Below are 15,979 nucleotides of genomic sequence, written 5' to 3'. Positions count from 1 at the left end.
ATAAAATTTGTGTGAATTTAGAGCCAAATTAAAAATAAGTAAAGTGATATTTTATTAAACAATATAAATAAACTTTAAAACGATCTTTTTGGTAAATTATCGGATCTATTATTCTTTTTATTGTAGTGTTTTTATGTAGATATTGTTTTATATTTGTGAGCATTTATGTCTGAATAGGTTTTTTGTAATGCAAGCAGACAGGCACATATCGCATGCTGCACGTCACTTTTTAAAGTTTACGCAGCAGCGCGTAGATCAATATTTAAATACGCAGTGGGTGCGTAATGAATTACATAACTTAGATTTAAACTAGATTTAAATTCGGTTTAAAGTTAATTAATATCCGGTGTTGAGTCTCTTAAAATAAGCTTTGGCTGAAACACGTGCTTTACTGTTATGCCGCTTTTTTTATAAATGTCTTTAAGCACTAAGTTAGCCGCAGCTCGGCCCATTTCGGGAACTGGGTTATCTATTGTAGTCAGTGTTGGGTAGAGATAATTGGTAAAAATTACGTTATCGAACCCAATAATGGCTAAATCTTTTGGCAGGTTAAAACCGTGTTCGCGGGCGTATTTCATAGCACCCGATGCCATTTCGTCATTGGCGCATACAAGGGCGGTTATTTGCGCTTTATTTTGAATAAAATGCCTTAAACCATCGCTGCCGCCGGTTTCTTTAAAGTCGCCTATGTAAAATAAGTTTTCGTCAAAGGTTAGGTTGTATTCTGCCAGAGCTTGTTTGTGACCTTTTAAACGGTTTGACGCATCTTCTTTAAACTGCGGGCCTGCTATGTATGCAATGTTTTTATGACCTTTGTTGATCATGGCTTTAGTGGCTAAGTAGCCACCCATTACGTTATCGAGGCTAATGCAGTTTTCTTCAATTTCTTTAACGTAGCGGCTCATCAAGTAAATAGGGGTTTTGCCTTTACTTAACTCAATTAGATACTCGTTTGATACCGCTTCTACGTGGGCAATAATAGCGTCGCAGTTACGGCCTATTAAAAATTCAAAGCCGCTTTTTTCTTTTTTCTCGTCACTGTGCCCAGGGGTAATAATAACGTGTTTACCCGCAATACGAAGGTGCTCTTCAATGGCTGACATCATTTGACCAAAAAACGGACCATCTAACTCAGAAACTAAAATACCGACGCTGTTTGTAGTGCTAGACGCCAAAGAGCGAGCAATAGAACTTGGCTGATAGCCTAGCTCTTTCATTGCTTCTAATACCTTTTTTTTAGTTTTTTTGCTTACGTAGTCGTTGTCGTTAAGTACCCTTGAAACAGTTGATAAAGACACACCTGCCATTTCTGATACTTGATAAATTGTCGCCATTGATGTCCTAGCTTATATGAATTTTTACTCGCGCTTTATAAAAATATAAAGCGCGAAGGGTCATTAAAAGTTAATTTACACATTACTGCGTCTAATTGCTAAGTCTTCTGTTATTTTTTGCGTCATCGCTGAGGTAAGCGGATAAATAAGCATCAATGCGGCGCCTAAAAAAGCAAATGCGGCAGGTATCCAGCTCATAAGTAGCTGCATACCAGGTAGGGCTTGTGTAATTGTTAGCTCATCCATACCGTTATAGCCGTAGCCTGCAAGTACCACCAATACTAATGCACCGGCAAAACCACCACCGGTTTTTTGTACAAATGTACCCGCAGAATAAATAAGGCCTGTAGCGCGGCGTTTGTTTTTCCACTCTGAATAATCGGCTGAATCACCAAGCATACTAAAAAATAATGTTGGCATCATCGCTGCAAAAAATTCAGCAGCGCAACCAAAGGTAAATACAGCAACCAGGTTATCGCTAGGCACCCAGTAAAATGCAGTAGTGAGTATGCCGCTTAGCATTAATGATGCAATAAATAGGTTTCGTTTACCCATAATTTCGGCCAGTTTACCTGTGGCAAGTGCGCCAAATATAGATACAACCAACAAAGCGATAAAGTATTGCCCAGCCATGAGTTCATTGGCTACGTGATACTTAAAGTAGTACGCAATTACACCGTATTTTATGCCATTAAACATCATGGTTAAAAAACCAATGCCGAGTAACACCAACCAAGGTTTGTTGGTCAGAAGATCAACCATGTCGCGCTGTGATCCCGTTAAGCTTTGCTTATCTTTACTGAGCAATTTTTTAATAACGAATGTCATTGCAGCCATAACAAGGGCAAAAAATACGCCGCTGTATAAATCGCGGTAATAAAAAAACAGGGTGGTAGCAAGCAAAGGTAGGATTATAAATGGCAGGCTTTTGGTTAAATCAAATAACTCTGATTTTAAATTCCCTTCATTTGAGGCATGCGGTGTTACACGCTCTTTGGTGGTCGCAAACGTTATAATCATTAAAATAATAAGTAAGCTGGCAAATAAGTACATAGTAAGCTGATAGCCTTTGGTGTTGTCGCCGCCACCAAAAAATGCCACTAGCTCAGGTAAAAAACCCATAACCAATAAGCCACCAGTAAACGCACCTGCAAACCTAAAACCAGAGAGCTTTGTGCGCTCTGTATCGTCTGGTGTCATTACGCCCATAAGTGCCGAGTAGGGCACATTACTTACGGTGTAAGCAAGCGTTAAACCTATGTAGGTTACGTAAGCATAAATAAGTTTATTGGTGGTGCTAAAGTCGGGTGTAGTAAAACACAACACCATAAACAAGCCCAAAAACGGTGCCGAATAGAGTATCCACGGGCGAAATTTACCAAAGCGCGACTGCGTTCTATCGGCAATCATACCCATAATAATATCGGTTACGCCATCTGATAGCCTTACCACCAAAAACAACATGGCAGCGGCGGCTGCCGATATGCCAAATGTATCGGTGTAAAACACCGCTAAATAAGCAAGCGCGCCGCGCCATACTAAGTTAGCGCCGGCATCGCCCATGGCGTAACCTACTTTTTCGTATAAAGGGAGTTTGTTCACAGTGTGTGTTCTTATTGTTATAAGCCGATAAATTATCGGCTAGTTATTAGGTTACTGTACGCTTTACCGCTGGCTTTAACAGTTCGTTTTTGTGTGTTGTAGTCTACGTGTACTATTCCAAAGCGCTTTAAATATCCTTCTGCCCATTCAAAGTTATCCATTAGGCTCCACGCAAAGTAACCATCTACTTTTACGCCTTGCTCGGTTGCGTTATGCAGGGCATTTAAATGCTCGTGATAATATTCAATACGGTCGTTATCTTTGATTTCACCGTCTTTAAATTCGTCAGCCATGGCTGCGCCGTTTTCGGTAATATAAATAGGCGGTAGGGTGTATTTTTCGTTTAACGTTACAAGTAATTCTGTCAGCGCTTTAGGATAAATTTCCCAGCCTATATCGGTCATTGGCGCTTTATGTGGCAGCTCATGGTAAAAGTCGGTTTCGCTTGCTTGATAATGCATGCGGGTATAAAAGTTAACCCCTAGGTAATCTAGCGGTTGAGCAATTATTTCCATGTCGCCATCTAAAATATCTGGGCGGTGGGCTTTAGGTAATTGCTTAATAATATCAGGGTATTTACCTTGCATTACAGGCTGCATGTACCATTGATTTATATAGTCATCAGCAAATGCAGTGGCTTTTAAATCGTCTTCACTTTGGGTCACTGAGTAACAAGGCGTAAAGTTAAGTACAATACCGTTTAGTGTATTTGGGCTATTTTTAGCAAGTACTTGCATAGCCAAACCGTGACCCAGTAATAAGTGGTGCGCGGCTTTACGACCAAATTCGCGACCTACTATGCCAGGCGCATGTACGCCAATTTCGTAGCCTAAGTAAGAGCTGCAAAAAGGCTCGTTTAAGGTGGCGTAAGAGTGCACACGTTCTCCAAATGCTTTGGTAATTAAATCTGTGTAATGTGCAAACTCGTAAGCGGTGTTACGGTTAAACCAGCCACCTTCGTCTTCAATATGTTGTGGTAAATCCCAGTGGTACAGCGTTACAAAAGCTTTAATGTTACGACGTTTTAATTCATCTAAAATGTCGGTATAAAACTTAACGCCTGTCGGGTTTAAGTGACCGCTTTTAGTCATTACGCGCGGCCACGAAATAGAAAGTCTGTAAGCGTCTACACCTAATGATTCAATTAAGTTTATATCTTCTTTCCAGCGAGTGTAGTGCTCGCAGGCTACATCGCCATTTGAATTATCGACTATTTTACCTTCTTTACTGCAAAAGGTATCCCAAATACATGGCAAGCGATCAGCTGCGCCGCCTTCGATTTGAAATGAGGCCGTAGCTACACCATAAGTAAAATTTTTGGCTAAAAGTGGTGAGCCACTAGGTAAAGATAATTGTTTCATTAAGAGAAAACCTCTGCTTCTTTTTTGGTAAAGTTTGCTTTGTATAGAGCGTATATTAAATTCATTATTGGAAGCGCTTCCATATTTAATTTGATTAATCACTAAGTATGGTATTTAATAACTTTAAGGAAGCGCTTCCATATTTAGGTTAGTGGCTATTGTTAAACAGGTCAATAGTTTAATTTAAATAACAAATGGGCGCTCACAAAATCACACTGACACAACACAGGGCTATAAATATGAAAAAAAGCTTAAACACTAACAGGTTACACATGCTCCCCATTTTAATAGGAGGACTGTGCGTTTTAAGTGGGTGTAATAAACAAGAGATTAACGCAAATAATAGCCAAGGCGCCGTAGCCAAAAAGGCTGAGCATGAGCAAGGTGATTTATCACTTTGGGCAACGCTTAAAAGCAAGGTAGTGAAAACGCCCGAAATTGAAAATACAATTGCACAGTATTTAAAAACAATGACGCTTGAGCAAAAAGTAGCGCAAATGATCCAACCTGAAATTCGCGATATTAGTGTTGAAGATATGCGCAAATACGGTTTTGGTTCGTATTTAAATGGCGGTGGCTCGTTCCCAAATGCTAATAAGCATGCAACGCCTGCAGATTGGATAACACTTGCTGAGAGCATGTACCAAGCCTCGGTTGATGACTCAATTGATGGCAGTAAAATTCCGACCATGTGGGGCACTGATGCAGTACATGGGCATAATAATGTGATTGGGGCGACGTTATTCCCGCACAATATTGGTTTAGGTGCTGCTAATAACCCCGCATTAATTGAGCGCATTGCAGCAGCTACTGCAATAGAGGTAATGGCAACAGGTATAGATTGGGTATTTGCACCGACTGTTGCGGTTGTGCGCGACGACCGATGGGGCAGAACGTACGAAGGCTACTCAGAAGACCCTGCAATTGTACGTGAGTATTCAGCCGCAATTGTAAACGGATTGCAAGGCAGAGCCGATGAAGACTTTTTAAGTGATAAACGCGTAATTAGTACCGTTAAGCACTTTTTAGGCGATGGCGGCACAGTAGATGGTGACGATCAAGGCGATAACATTGATAGCGAAGAGGTGTTATATAATATTCATGCGCAAGGTTATATAGGTGGCTTAACCGCAGGTAGTCAGTCGGTTATGGCATCGTTTAATAGCTGGAATGGTAAAAAAAATCACGGCAATAAATACTTACTTACCGATGTATTAAAAACAAAAATGGGTTTTGATGGCTTTGTTGTAGGAGATTGGAACGGACACGGACAAGTTGCAGGCTGTACAAATGAAAGTTGCCCGCAGGCTGTTAATGCGGGGCTTGATATTTTTATGGTGCCAACGGGTGCTTGGAAACCACTTTATGAAAATACAATTAAACAAGTAAAAGCGGGCACAATAACAATGGCGCGAATAGATGACGCCGTAGCACGTATTTTACGCGTTAAATTACGTGCAGGTTTATTTGATAAACCAAGTCCCGCAAATCGAAAATATTCAGGTAAATTAGAACTAATAGGTGCGCCAGCACATCGCGATATTGCCCGCCAAGCGGTACAAGAGTCGTTAGTACTGCTTAAAAACAACAACCATTTATTACCGCTTAACCCATCAAGCAACATACTCATAGCAGGCGATGCGGCCGATAACATAGGCAAGCAATCGGGCGGTTGGAGTATTACGTGGCAGGGAACTAATAATCAAAATGCAGATTTTCCCGGAGCAACGTCTATTTATGCGGGCTTGAAAGCGCAAATAGAGGCTGCTGGCGGTAACGCTATTTTAAGCCCAGCGGGTGAGTTTAATACCGAACCCGATGTAGCCATTGTTGTATTTGGTGAAGAACCATACGCAGAGGGGCATGGTGATAAAGACAACCTTGAGTTTGAACGTAACAATAAACGCTCTCTTAAAATATTAAAAACATTAAAGCAGCAAGGTATTGCGGTGGTATCGGTGTTTATATCGGGCAGACCAATGTGGGTTAACAGCGAGCTAAACGCGTCAGACGCATTTGTAGCAGCATGGCTTCCTGGCACTGAAGGGCAAGGCATTGCTGATGTTTTATTATCGGATGCAAATGGGAAGATACAGTATGACTTTAAAGGTAAGTTGTCGTTCTCGTGGCCTAAATCGCCACTACAAACCGCAGTAAATAAGGGCGATGCTGATTACTCGCCATTATTACCCTATGGCTTTGGCTTAACCTATAAAGATGAAAGTACGCTTAGCAATAATCTAAATGAAGACTCAGGTGTTGATATTAGTAACCTTGCGCCACTGTCTATATTTAATGGCAGCTTTAAAACACCGTGGCGTTTGTTTTTAAATTCAAACAGCGAGCAGCACCAAGTAGCAAGTAACAGTGTAAAGCTTGGTAGCATTACTTATCGCACTGAAGACAAAGCGATTCAAGAAGATGCGATGCAATTTAATTTTGATGGCACTGCAGCCAGCTACATCGAAATTAATAGTAACTTTACCGAAGACAAAGTGGCCTACATTGAAGCAAATTCAGCCCTAAGCTTTAGCTATAAAGTAAACCAAATACCTAGCTCGGAAGCATACCTTGCAATGAAGTGCGAACAAGGCTGTGGCGGCGAGCTTGATATTACCCGTGATCTTGAAAATGCTGATTTAAATACATGGCAAACCATGAGTATAGATTTAACGTGTTTTGCTAAGAAGGGCGTTGATTTTGCCAGAGTAACCAGCCCTTTTATTATTAAAACGGCAGGAGAGCTTAGCGTTTCAGTTGCAGATATTAGCTTTGAACCACAAGGCGCTGAAACAGCAAAAATAAAGTGTGAGTAGTAGAGTGCTTATAAGTTAAGTTTATTGTGTATTGTCTCAAAGCCCTTAGTAATAAGGGCTTTTTTTAAAGAGGATATTTATGCTGGGCAATACTGCTTTAAAAACTCATGATGAGGCGGTAATTGGCTTACGCGTTGCTCTATTTGTTGCTTAATACCGTGTAAAAAACGGGTGAGTTCTTCGTCACTCATCATGCTAGCTATTAAGTGATGTTGATTAGGCTCAATGCCTTGACCAAGCATAACTTGCACCCACGAGTCGACTCTAAAAATATCGCCATCGTCTAAAAATACACGGCCGGTTTGTTTAAACAAATCAATTTTATGCTGAAGTGTTTTTGGTACTTCCATCGCACTACAATGCTGCCAAAACTCACTGTCATCGCGATTAGTTACTTTGTAGTGCAGCACGATAAAGTCGCGAATATTTTCAATTTCGCTTTTAAGCTGTTTGTTGTATTCGTCAATTGCGTGATTGGTAATGCCATTAAACGGAAATAAACGCATAAAGCGAATAATACCCGACATAATTAAGTGAATGCTGGTGGACTCAAGTGGTTCTACAAAACCGCTAGCAAGGCCAAGCGCTAAGCAGTTTTTGTTCCAGCCTTTTAAGCGCCGCCCTGTTTTAAATTTAATAATACGTGGCTCTGTAAGCGGCTCACCCTCAATGTTATTTAATAGTAACGCACTGGCTTGTTCGTCATCCATATATTGGCTGCAATAAACTAACCCGTTGCCTACACGGTTTTGCAGCGGTATACGCCATTGCCAGCCGCTTTTATGGGCAATAGAGCGGGTAAGTGGTAATACGGTCTCGCTGGTTGATTTTGTTTGTACGGCAATGGCGCTGTTACACGGTAGTAAATGCGACCAGTCTTCGTAGCCAGTATGCAATGCTTGCTCTATTAATAAACCTCTAAAGCCGGTGCAATCAATAAAAAAGTCGCCGTTAATGTGCTCGCCATTATTTAAAATCAATGATTCGATATGGCCTGTTTTAGTGTTTTTTACTACTTTTTGTATTTTACCTTCAATGCGTTTTACACCTAACGGCTCTGAAAATTCACGTAAAAACTGTGCGTAACGGGTGGCATCCATATGGTAAGCATAGTTAATGGGGTTTTGCTGATTAAACGCAAATTTACCGGCTTTAGCCGCTTGCAGCTCGTAGCAGTAATCGCCAAATGGGTTGTTTATTCCAAGTGCTTTACCTTGCAACCAAAAGTGATGAAATTCACCCGCCCAACATTCTTTGCCCGTTGCGCCAAATGAGTGAATATAATGCGTGTTTTCATCGCCCCAGTTTTCAAAGCTAATACCTAATTTAAAGCTGGCTTGAGTGGCTTTCATAAATGCTTGCTCGTTTATACCCAGCAATTTATGAAATGTACGAATAGGCGGAATAGTTGCTTCGCCAACACCCACAGTGCCAATATCGTCAGATTCAACAAGGGTTATGTTTATATTGTTACCAACTAGTTTAGCAAGTGCCGCTGCGGCCATCCAACCTGCAGTGCCGCCTCCAGCAATTACTACGTTTTTAACAGCGTTTGTTTTAGTCATTATGTGGCTGCCCATTATTTGATAAAAGGTGATTTAAAAGCGCGCGATTACTTGGCAGTCCATTTAAGCACTGCGCTATTTTTTCGCGATTTTGCTGATAATAGTAATCCCCAGCGCGCGGGTCGTTAAATGTATTTTGTGTAGATACTGTTTGTGTATTAAAGCCCATGCCATATAAAACGTATTGGTAACTGCTTGATGAAAACACTTCTTCGTTTTCAATAAAATCAAAGCGGCTAGGGGGCTGAAATTGCCAAAGTTTAAGTAAGTTTTGCAGGCGCTCGGGCGCGGTATTTAAATTACTAACATCTTGCCAATAAGGCGTGTCGTCGCGCTCGCTTAGCACATAATGAAGTTTTAAAAACTCAATAACGCGCTGCCAACGAGTACTAAAACGCTCATTAAAACGCGTTTCAAGCTGGCTCATATGAGTACGGCTTTGCGGGAGTTGCTCGCTTATCATGCTAATTGAAAGCTCAATCATAGCAAGAGCTGACGCTTCAAGTGGCTCTAAAAAGCCAGCTGACATACCCACGGCAACACAGTTTTTAATCCAAAATTTTTGCCTGTAACCAGGGCTGAATTTTAATACACGGTAGTTAAGTTGCTCAGCTTGTTGCTCGCTGGTAGTTTTAGCTATGTAGCTTTTTAGCGTATTTTTTGCGCTTTCATCGCTTTGATATTTACTACTAAATACATAACCTGTGCCACGGCGTGTTGGCAGGGCTATATCCCAAATCCAGCCGTTACTTTGCGCTGTAGATAGCGTAGCGGAGGCAATTGATTGATCGGCGTGTGCATTAGGTATTTGCGCCGCAACAGCGCTGTTATTAAATAAAATATGATCTTGCGCTATAAACTCACTATTAAAATGCTCACCAATTAAACGAGCGCAAGAGCCTGAGCAATCTATAAATAAATCACCTGTTATATCGCCATTATTATTTGTTTTTAATGCGGCAATATAGCCATGTTCGTCGTTAATAACCTCGGTTACATCGTCGGTAATATGTGTAACGTTTAAGTTTTTAACGCAGTGATTTTTTAAAAACTCAGCAAATTTACCCGCATCTAAATGATAGCCATAGTTGGTGACCGCTGCATATTCGGGTGTTTGTAATTGCTTTGGTGCAAGTGCTGCTTGGCATACAAAGCTTTGCATATTAACAACGTCGGCAAATTTTTGATTAGGTGCAATACGTTGCCAGCTGGCGTGTAAATTAGTGTGCTCGTAGCCTTGTGGATTCATAAAAGGGTGGTAGTAGTTTTCTCCCTCGTTTAGGTTACGCCAATTTATAAATTTAGAACCTTGCTTAAATGACGCGTCGCACTGGGTTATAAAATCACTTTCTTTGATGCCAATGCGCTGTAGTGTGTTGCGCATTGACGGCCATGTGCCTTCGCCCACACCCAATATAGGCACGTTTGCCGACTCCACTAACGTTACATTAAGGTGCGGGTGTTCGGCGGCTAATAAGCCTGCGCTTAGCCAACCGGCAGTGCCACCACCTAAAACGACTATTTTTGTTATTGGTTTGGTCATGAGTTAACACCCTAAAGTTGATAACAATTAAACTAGCATTAATACTGTTTTAAATACAAAAAAGCCGCTAGTAAAAACTAACGGCTTTACTTTGTATTACCTTTAGAAGTTGTAACGCATACCAATATTGTAACGTGCACCTAGCTGTTGTAGGTTCCACAATTGTGCTGACGTACGGCCATGTTCGCGGCTGTTTTGTTCAGTAATGTTAAGGCCTTCAACAAAAAACGATAGTTGTTCGCTGTAGTTGTACGCAACATTAAAGTCGATTTGATAATATTCTTCAGTAAAGCCTGGCTCGTTTACGTATCGAGCTGCGCTATTTAAAAACTTATCACGCCAGTTGTACGCAATACGTGCTTGAAAATCATCGTTTTCGTACATGGCAATAAAGTTAGCTGTGTCACTTAAACCCACTAGTGCAAACTGTGTTGTAGTTGGGTCGGCGTTTACATCAAAGTCTATGTCGCCATTAACAGTGGTGTAGTTTGCTTGCACACCAAAGCCGCTTTCACCAAAAAAGTGCTGAAAGGCAATTTCGAAACCATCAATAGTGGCATTTTTATTGTTGGTAGGTACTTGCGCTGTAAATTCTAGTAATGGGTCGTCGCTGTTAGCAATTACATCGTAAGCGGCTTCAAACTCTTCGTAGGTCATAGAGTCAAAATCAACGCCATTTTCTGTTGCGGCAACCATTTGAAATAAGTTCGAATCGGTTAGAGCAAGTCCGCGAGATTCTAGCTCAGCAATGGCAGCTTGAGCGCGAGGGCCCGCTGTTGCATCGCGTAACCCGTAGTAGTTTTGCGTCATGGGTGTTAAACCAATAAAGTTTTCGATGTCTTTAGTGTAATAACCTACCGACACATAACTTGTTTCTGCAAAGTACCACTCAGCCGATACATCAATATTATCTGATTCAAGCGGCACTAAACCAGGGTTACCCGTTGACGCTGTAGCTGGTGATGAACCCGCTAAAAGAGTAGGGGCACCTGGTACACCAACAGTCGCTGCTGAACTTAAGTTGTCGTAAGTTGGGCGAGCAATTGTTGTGCTATAAGAAAAACGCGCTTTTACGTTTTCAATTACTTCTATGTCAAAGTCAAAGCTTGGTAAAAAGTGATCGTAGCTAGATTTAAGCGTGAAATCTTCTTTAGCCGAGCCAAAACGAACATTAAAGTCGTTATTACCTTCCCACGCTACTGCGTTAGGTAAGTCGATATTAGCCGTTGAGGTAATGTCGGTAGACTCTTGGCGCGCGCCAATTACAATGTTGTATGGCATATCGCCAATGTAGCCGTTGTAAGTAAATTGCACAAACGCTGCGGTGATATCTTCTTCAATGGTGCGGTTAGTTGCAAATGCGCCATCGGCTGCAAAGTTAAAGCCGTATTCTTCACCTGCCCAGTAACCAATTTGCGATGCGCTGCCGGTATAACCTTGGTTGTACGAGCCCGATGTATCGTAGTCGTCAAACTCAGCTAAAAAGTTTGTTGGGTTTAGGTAGCCATCAGGTAGTTCGCCTGGGTTTTCGATACCCCAGTTACCCATAGTATTACGTGTAAGTGATTGCAGTGAATGGCTTTCCATAGAGCGAGACTCTATACCAAAGTCAATTGCGCCGTTTTCAATTTCGTATTTACCATGGATTCTAAATTCTGTTATTTCAGACTCTTGGCGAGCAAAGTTAGAATCTAAAATAGACGTACCCACATCAGAGGCATCTAACGTGTTATTACAATTTAGGTTGTCTCGGCGGCAATCATCAAAATCGATACTCATTGATGGAAGTTCGCGGCTAAAATCAACTTCTTGTGCGTTAACTACGTTTGCGCCTAAGCCTGCGTTTACCCAGCTGCCGTAAGGTGCATCTGGTTTGCTAGTGGCTTTTGAATTGTGCGCATCAAACATAAAGCTTAATTCTGAGTTGAAATAGTACTCAACGTTTAAACCAATAGAGTCGTTTTGGTTAACTTGGTTTAACTCTTGAAACGCTAAACCTAAATCGCGTGTTTGCTGATCGCGACGTTCTTCTCGGTAATAAATAGGAGTTTTTACTGTGTTGTCGTCAAATGTTAGCGCGCTTTTGTAGTTATCCATCCAAATTGATTGCTCGGCACGGGCTTCGAATAAATCTTGCTTAGAATATGTGTAATCAAGCGTGGCTGTTAAATCATCAATTGGGCTGTATTGCAGCGTTAATTGCGCGTTTGTACGAGTACGTTCTCTGTCGGCAATGGTGTAGCGCAAATCTGATGGCATTGAATAAAGCTGGCCAACGGCGGGTGCATTAGTTAAAACAATATCGTCTGCAGCTTGTGGGATTGTGCCGTCAAAAGCTGATGTATTCCATTGATTTACAAACGCACCTGTTGATGAGCTATCGCGCTGTTGCATGCTTGCAGTTAACGAGGCACCAAATTTAGCTTCACTGTCGGTCCAGCTAATTAAACCCGAAAGCTCAGGTGTTATGTCATCACCAACGCGGTTTGTTGAGTCGTGTAATGCTTTTACGCCAATGCTTGAAACAAAGCCAGGGTTGTCGAGTGGGCGAGCCGTATTAATATTAATTGTTGCGCCAATACCACCTGATGCAATGCTTGCTTTACCCGTTTTATATACTTCAACCGATTTAACGCTATCAGACGCTAAGTTTGCAAAATCAAATGCACGAGAGCTAGGTGTACCACCGCCTGCAGGCAAAGATGCCGCCGGCATTGTACGCCCGTTTAGGGTTACCATATTGTAGTCGGGGCCAAAACCACGAACCGTTACTTTAGAGCCTTCACCATTTGAGCGATCAATCGACACACCCGTAATACGCTGTAGCGACTCGGCTAAGTTGGTATCTGGGAATTTACCAATATCTTCAGCTGATATAGCATCTACAACACCGGCGGCGTCGCGTTTTAAACGAGTCGACTCTTTAATACTGCTTTTAAAACCAGTAACTTGGATTACTTCAACATCTGTATTTGCTTCTTGTGCATATACAGGCAAAGAGATTGATGCACCTAAAATCAGAGATAGGCTGGTCGCTATCTTTGTTTTTCTTACAATATGGTTGGACATTCGGTTTCCCTCGCGCTTTTATCATTATTATTAACAGCTTGTATGGGGCTGTTATTGTGTAGTTATAAACATTGTCAAATGTGTGGAAGCGCTTCCAGAAAAGCCTGTTTGATCAGGGTTTGTGGAAGCGCTTCCAGAAATGCTAGTTTATATTTTGAATAGGGTCAACTGTTGTTTTAATAAAATGAGACTAAATTGTTTTTAAAATGTATGTTTTTTGGATTTAATTTTATTTAAATCATAAATTACAATTGGTTATGAAAAGCCGTTTGCAATAGTGCTGTAACAACATTTTATTATAAGAAAACCAATTATTGATTAATTTAGTTATTTACACACTTTTATAAGGTGTTTAAATCAGCTTTTAATACTAGCTAAAATTAATAAATCGGCCGTTGGTCACTCAACAAAAAATAGGTACATTTGCTAACCTAGCGAAAATGCCGATGTAGTGATTATGTACAACGCAATTGATGAAAACGCATTAAGCGGCGGTTCTATCTCAGTTTATGAATCGGTCATTAAAAACCAGTAGTTGTTTAAAAAATCGTTAATTAAATCACTAAAAAGTAACGTAGTTTTTGCAGAAGATGGTTTAAAAATAAACTTATAAAGTATTGCGCATAAGGTGTTGCGAGTCGCTAGTTTTATCGCTATTTTAAAGGCTCTCTCATAGATGGATTTTATTATGCGCATTAAATTTTTAGCGAGCTTTTATTCTTTCTTCTTGTTTGCTCTGTTTGGTTGTGACGATCAAAGTATGGCAATTCAAGGTAGTCCTCAGCTAAATAATAATGTAAGTAACTCACCCTCTAATCTCAAAGTAAACACGCCTTCAGCAGTTCAAACACACGAACCCGCTTTAGTGGTCGGTATGCTGGCAACACATTGTAAAAGTAATGAAGCAGCCTACATTAACGCAAAAATGCATAAAGTTGTGCGTAACCCAGATGAAAATACAGCCTACAAGTTAGAGCCTACCGATAAAGTGCTTTCTATTTGTGTTGCAAAAGATGACTCATCGCTTAGTTATCGATTTGGTAGAGTTAATGACATAGGGCTTGAAAAAGAAGCAACACCAGATGCTCCATTTGGTAGTTACTACAGGCAAGTAGGGCGTATTGGCGAGAGTATTTTATTTTTTAGTAACGGCGAATATCACTACTATATTATTAACTCAGGCGGTATGGGCAGCGGTGTAACCGTTAATGTTTATAAAAACGACACATTAATAACTGAGCTGTTTTCGGGTAATGATCCTTACGATGATTTTGTTATAGCAACCGATTTAAATTTCCCTAAAAAATTGGTTATCGAAAAACAGCCATTTAATAAGCAAATGCAGTAAATAATGACTCCACAGCAACAAAACGTTATAGAGCAAGGGCATTGGTTTAAAAACCGTAGCGCTTATTTAAAAAGCTTTTTATTAACGCAGGGCAAAACGCTCTCGCTAAAAGCTCAGCAATCATTATTTTTGCGAGGTGATAAGCACGATGGAATTTATGCAGTGCTTAGCGGCGTGGTGCGTATTAGTGGCGTAAGTAACGAAGGCAAAGAAGCCGTATTGAGCTTTATTGATTCATCACTGTGGTTTGGCGAAGTTACCTTGTTTGATGGTGGCCTGCGTACTCATGACGTATATGCACAAACTGATGTTGTGCTTTTTTACGTGCCCCAACGCGAGCTTGAACAGCTATTAAACGAACAGCCACAATATTGGCAAGAGTTTGGTTTATTGTTGGCACAAAAGTTACGCCTAATGTTTACCTCAATGGAAGATCACGCATTACTAAGCGCTGAGCAAAAAGTATGCAATCGACTTTTAATGCTTAGCGAACATACAGAGCACTTAACACCGCTTGTTTTATCTCAACAGCAACTTGCTGATATGACCTACCTAACGCGCCAAACTATTAATCAAATACTGCAACAGCTTGTTAGCTTACAAGCTATTAGTTTGGGGTATCAACGCATAACTGTTTTAGATAAACAAAAGTTACAGGCGCGTGCTACACAAGCTTAAATAGAGGCTGCTTTATTTAGTTGGAACCAAAATTGCTACAGATAATGTAACGCAACAATGGATTTGAGCTAATGACTACAATAACCTTTAAAAATCAATATAGTAATTATAACTCTCCTACAGTAAATAAAGCGGCAGGTCCAAGCGAAGTTGCGGCAACTAATACCCTCCCTAACGTAAAAACAAGTGATACTAAAGGCATTACCTCAGCGCCTAAAGAACCAACATTTTTAGAAAGTACCCAAGAAGCGCTGGTTTATCAGCGCTTAGGTGTAAACAAAAACAAAATAGACGAGCTAAAAGCGACAATAGAAGAGCTAATTAAAGAACAGCAAAGTGAGGGCGCAGACCCTAGCGCAATTGCTGATAAAATAGAGGAACTTCAAAAAATGCTTGAGCAAGAGTATCAAAAAGGGCGCGAGCGAACGGATATGCAAGGTGAGCATGAGCCGGGTAAAATAATTTCTGCATTTGTTTAATTTACAGAATGTCGGATACCTGACATTGTTGCTGTGCTTACTTTTGCTAAAGTAAGTTTTATATCGCGGATTCAAACCTGAAGTGCATAACGTTTAGGCGGCTTTAGCCGCCAAGTGATCCTGCATCAATTTTGCAGGCGTTTCAAATCCAAGTGTCTTCCTCGGACGATTATTAAGTTGCTCA

The 15,979-nt window shown here is 40.8% G+C and carries 10 protein-coding genes and 1 pseudogene; 5 read left to right on the top strand and 6 right to left on the bottom strand.

Features of this window, described 5'->3' with window-relative positions:
- Window positions 1–178: 178 nt before the first annotated feature.
- Window positions 179–313 (top strand): annotated as a pseudogene (locus tag I6F10_RS04225) (LysR family transcriptional regulator); the annotation flags it as partial.
- A 19-nt stretch (window positions 314–332) separates the two neighbouring features.
- Here I6F10_RS04225 and I6F10_RS04220 read toward each other — a convergent pair.
- The 3 genes from I6F10_RS04220 to I6F10_RS04210 all read right to left on the bottom strand — a co-directional run bounded on the left by I6F10_RS04220 (window position 333) and on the right by I6F10_RS04210 (window position 4,297).
- A complete protein-coding gene (locus tag I6F10_RS04220) occupies window positions 333–1,334 on the bottom strand; it encodes a LacI family DNA-binding transcriptional regulator (RefSeq protein ID WP_007583313.1) in 1,002 nt (333 codons plus the stop codon).
- Window positions 1,335–1,409: 75 nt separating this feature from the next.
- Window positions 1,410–2,936: an MFS transporter gene (locus I6F10_RS04215; protein ID WP_165742816.1), complete on the bottom strand. Its 1,527-nt coding sequence runs from the start codon at window positions 2,934–2,936 to the stop codon at window positions 1,410–1,412.
- A gap of 32 nt (window positions 2,937–2,968) precedes the next feature.
- Window positions 2,969–4,297 (bottom strand): GH1 family beta-glucosidase, encoded by a 1,329-nt coding sequence (locus I6F10_RS04210; RefSeq protein ID WP_197098479.1) that lies wholly within the window; start codon window positions 4,295–4,297, stop codon window positions 2,969–2,971.
- A 239-nt stretch (window positions 4,298–4,536) separates the two neighbouring features.
- On the opposite strand from I6F10_RS04210, the gene I6F10_RS04205 reads away from it, so the two are divergent.
- Window positions 4,537–7,113: a glycoside hydrolase family 3 protein gene (locus I6F10_RS04205; protein WP_197098478.1), complete on the top strand. Its 2,577-nt coding sequence runs from the start codon at window positions 4,537–4,539 to the stop codon at window positions 7,111–7,113.
- Window positions 7,114–7,190: 77 nt separating this feature from the next.
- On the opposite strand, the gene I6F10_RS04200 is transcribed toward I6F10_RS04205, so the two are convergent.
- The 3 genes from I6F10_RS04200 to I6F10_RS04190 form a co-directional block, all read right to left on the bottom strand.
- Entirely contained in the window at window positions 7,191–8,678 is a 1,488-nt protein-coding gene (locus I6F10_RS04200; RefSeq protein ID WP_197098477.1) for a tryptophan halogenase family protein, read from the bottom strand.
- Complete coding sequence (locus I6F10_RS04195; RefSeq protein ID WP_197098476.1) at window positions 8,671–10,221, bottom strand: tryptophan halogenase family protein; 1,551 nt, start codon at window positions 10,219–10,221, stop codon at window positions 8,671–8,673. Before I6F10_RS04195 ends, I6F10_RS04200 begins: the two co-directional genes overlap by 8 nt.
- Window positions 10,222–10,323: 102 nt before the next feature.
- On the bottom strand, window positions 10,324–13,290 hold the full coding sequence (locus I6F10_RS04190; RefSeq protein WP_182197215.1) for a TonB-dependent receptor: 2,967 nt from the start codon (window positions 13,288–13,290) through the stop codon (window positions 10,324–10,326).
- A gap of 676 nt (window positions 13,291–13,966) precedes the next feature.
- Here I6F10_RS04190 and I6F10_RS04185 point away from each other — a divergent pair.
- The 3 genes from I6F10_RS04185 (at window position 13,967) to I6F10_RS04175 (ending at window position 15,795) form a co-directional block, all read left to right on the top strand.
- Complete coding sequence (locus I6F10_RS04185) at window positions 13,967–14,638, top strand: hypothetical protein (RefSeq protein ID WP_197098475.1); 672 nt, start codon at window positions 13,967–13,969, stop codon at window positions 14,636–14,638.
- Window positions 14,639–14,641: 3 nt separating this feature from the next.
- Window positions 14,642–15,316: a Crp/Fnr family transcriptional regulator gene (locus I6F10_RS04180; RefSeq protein ID WP_010553509.1), complete on the top strand. Its 675-nt coding sequence runs from the start codon at window positions 14,642–14,644 to the stop codon at window positions 15,314–15,316.
- A 71-nt stretch (window positions 15,317–15,387) separates the two neighbouring features.
- On the top strand, window positions 15,388–15,795 hold the full coding sequence (locus I6F10_RS04175; protein WP_197098474.1) for a hypothetical protein: 408 nt from the start codon (window positions 15,388–15,390) through the stop codon (window positions 15,793–15,795).
- Window positions 15,796–15,979: the final 184 nt, after the last annotated feature.

Origin of the sequence: Pseudoalteromonas sp. SWYJZ98 (assembly GCF_015864495.1) — a bacterium.
GTDB classification, from domain to species: Bacteria; Pseudomonadota; Gammaproteobacteria; order Enterobacterales; family Alteromonadaceae; genus Pseudoalteromonas; species Pseudoalteromonas distincta.
The sequence above is the reverse complement of the archived record's forward strand: the minus strand, read 5'-3'. Positions and strand labels throughout refer to the sequence as shown.

Excerpts from the sequence above, each read along its gene's own strand:
- I6F10_RS04220 (WP_007583313.1), bottom strand. The coding sequence starts at position 1,334 with ATGGCGACAATTTATCAAGTATCAGAAATGGCAGGTGTGTCTTTATCA.
- I6F10_RS04210 (WP_197098479.1), bottom strand. The coding sequence starts at position 4,297 with ATGAAACAATTATCTTTACCTAGTGGCTCACCACTTTTAGCCAAAAAT.
- I6F10_RS04205 (WP_197098478.1), top strand. The coding sequence starts at position 4,537 with ATGAAAAAAAGCTTAAACACTAACAGGTTACACATGCTCCCCATTTTA.
- I6F10_RS04200 (WP_197098477.1), bottom strand. The coding sequence starts at position 8,678 with ATGACTAAAACAAACGCTGTTAAAAACGTAGTAATTGCTGGAGGCGGC.
- I6F10_RS04195 (WP_197098476.1), bottom strand. The coding sequence starts at position 10,221 with ATGACCAAACCAATAACAAAAATAGTCGTTTTAGGTGGTGGCACTGCC.
- I6F10_RS04190 (WP_182197215.1), bottom strand. The coding sequence starts at position 13,290 with ATGTCCAACCATATTGTAAGAAAAACAAAGATAGCGACCAGCCTATCT.
- I6F10_RS04185 (WP_197098475.1), top strand. The coding sequence starts at position 13,967 with ATGGATTTTATTATGCGCATTAAATTTTTAGCGAGCTTTTATTCTTTC.
- I6F10_RS04180 (WP_010553509.1), top strand. The coding sequence starts at position 14,642 with ATGACTCCACAGCAACAAAACGTTATAGAGCAAGGGCATTGGTTTAAA.
- I6F10_RS04175 (WP_197098474.1), top strand. The coding sequence starts at position 15,388 with ATGACTACAATAACCTTTAAAAATCAATATAGTAATTATAACTCTCCT.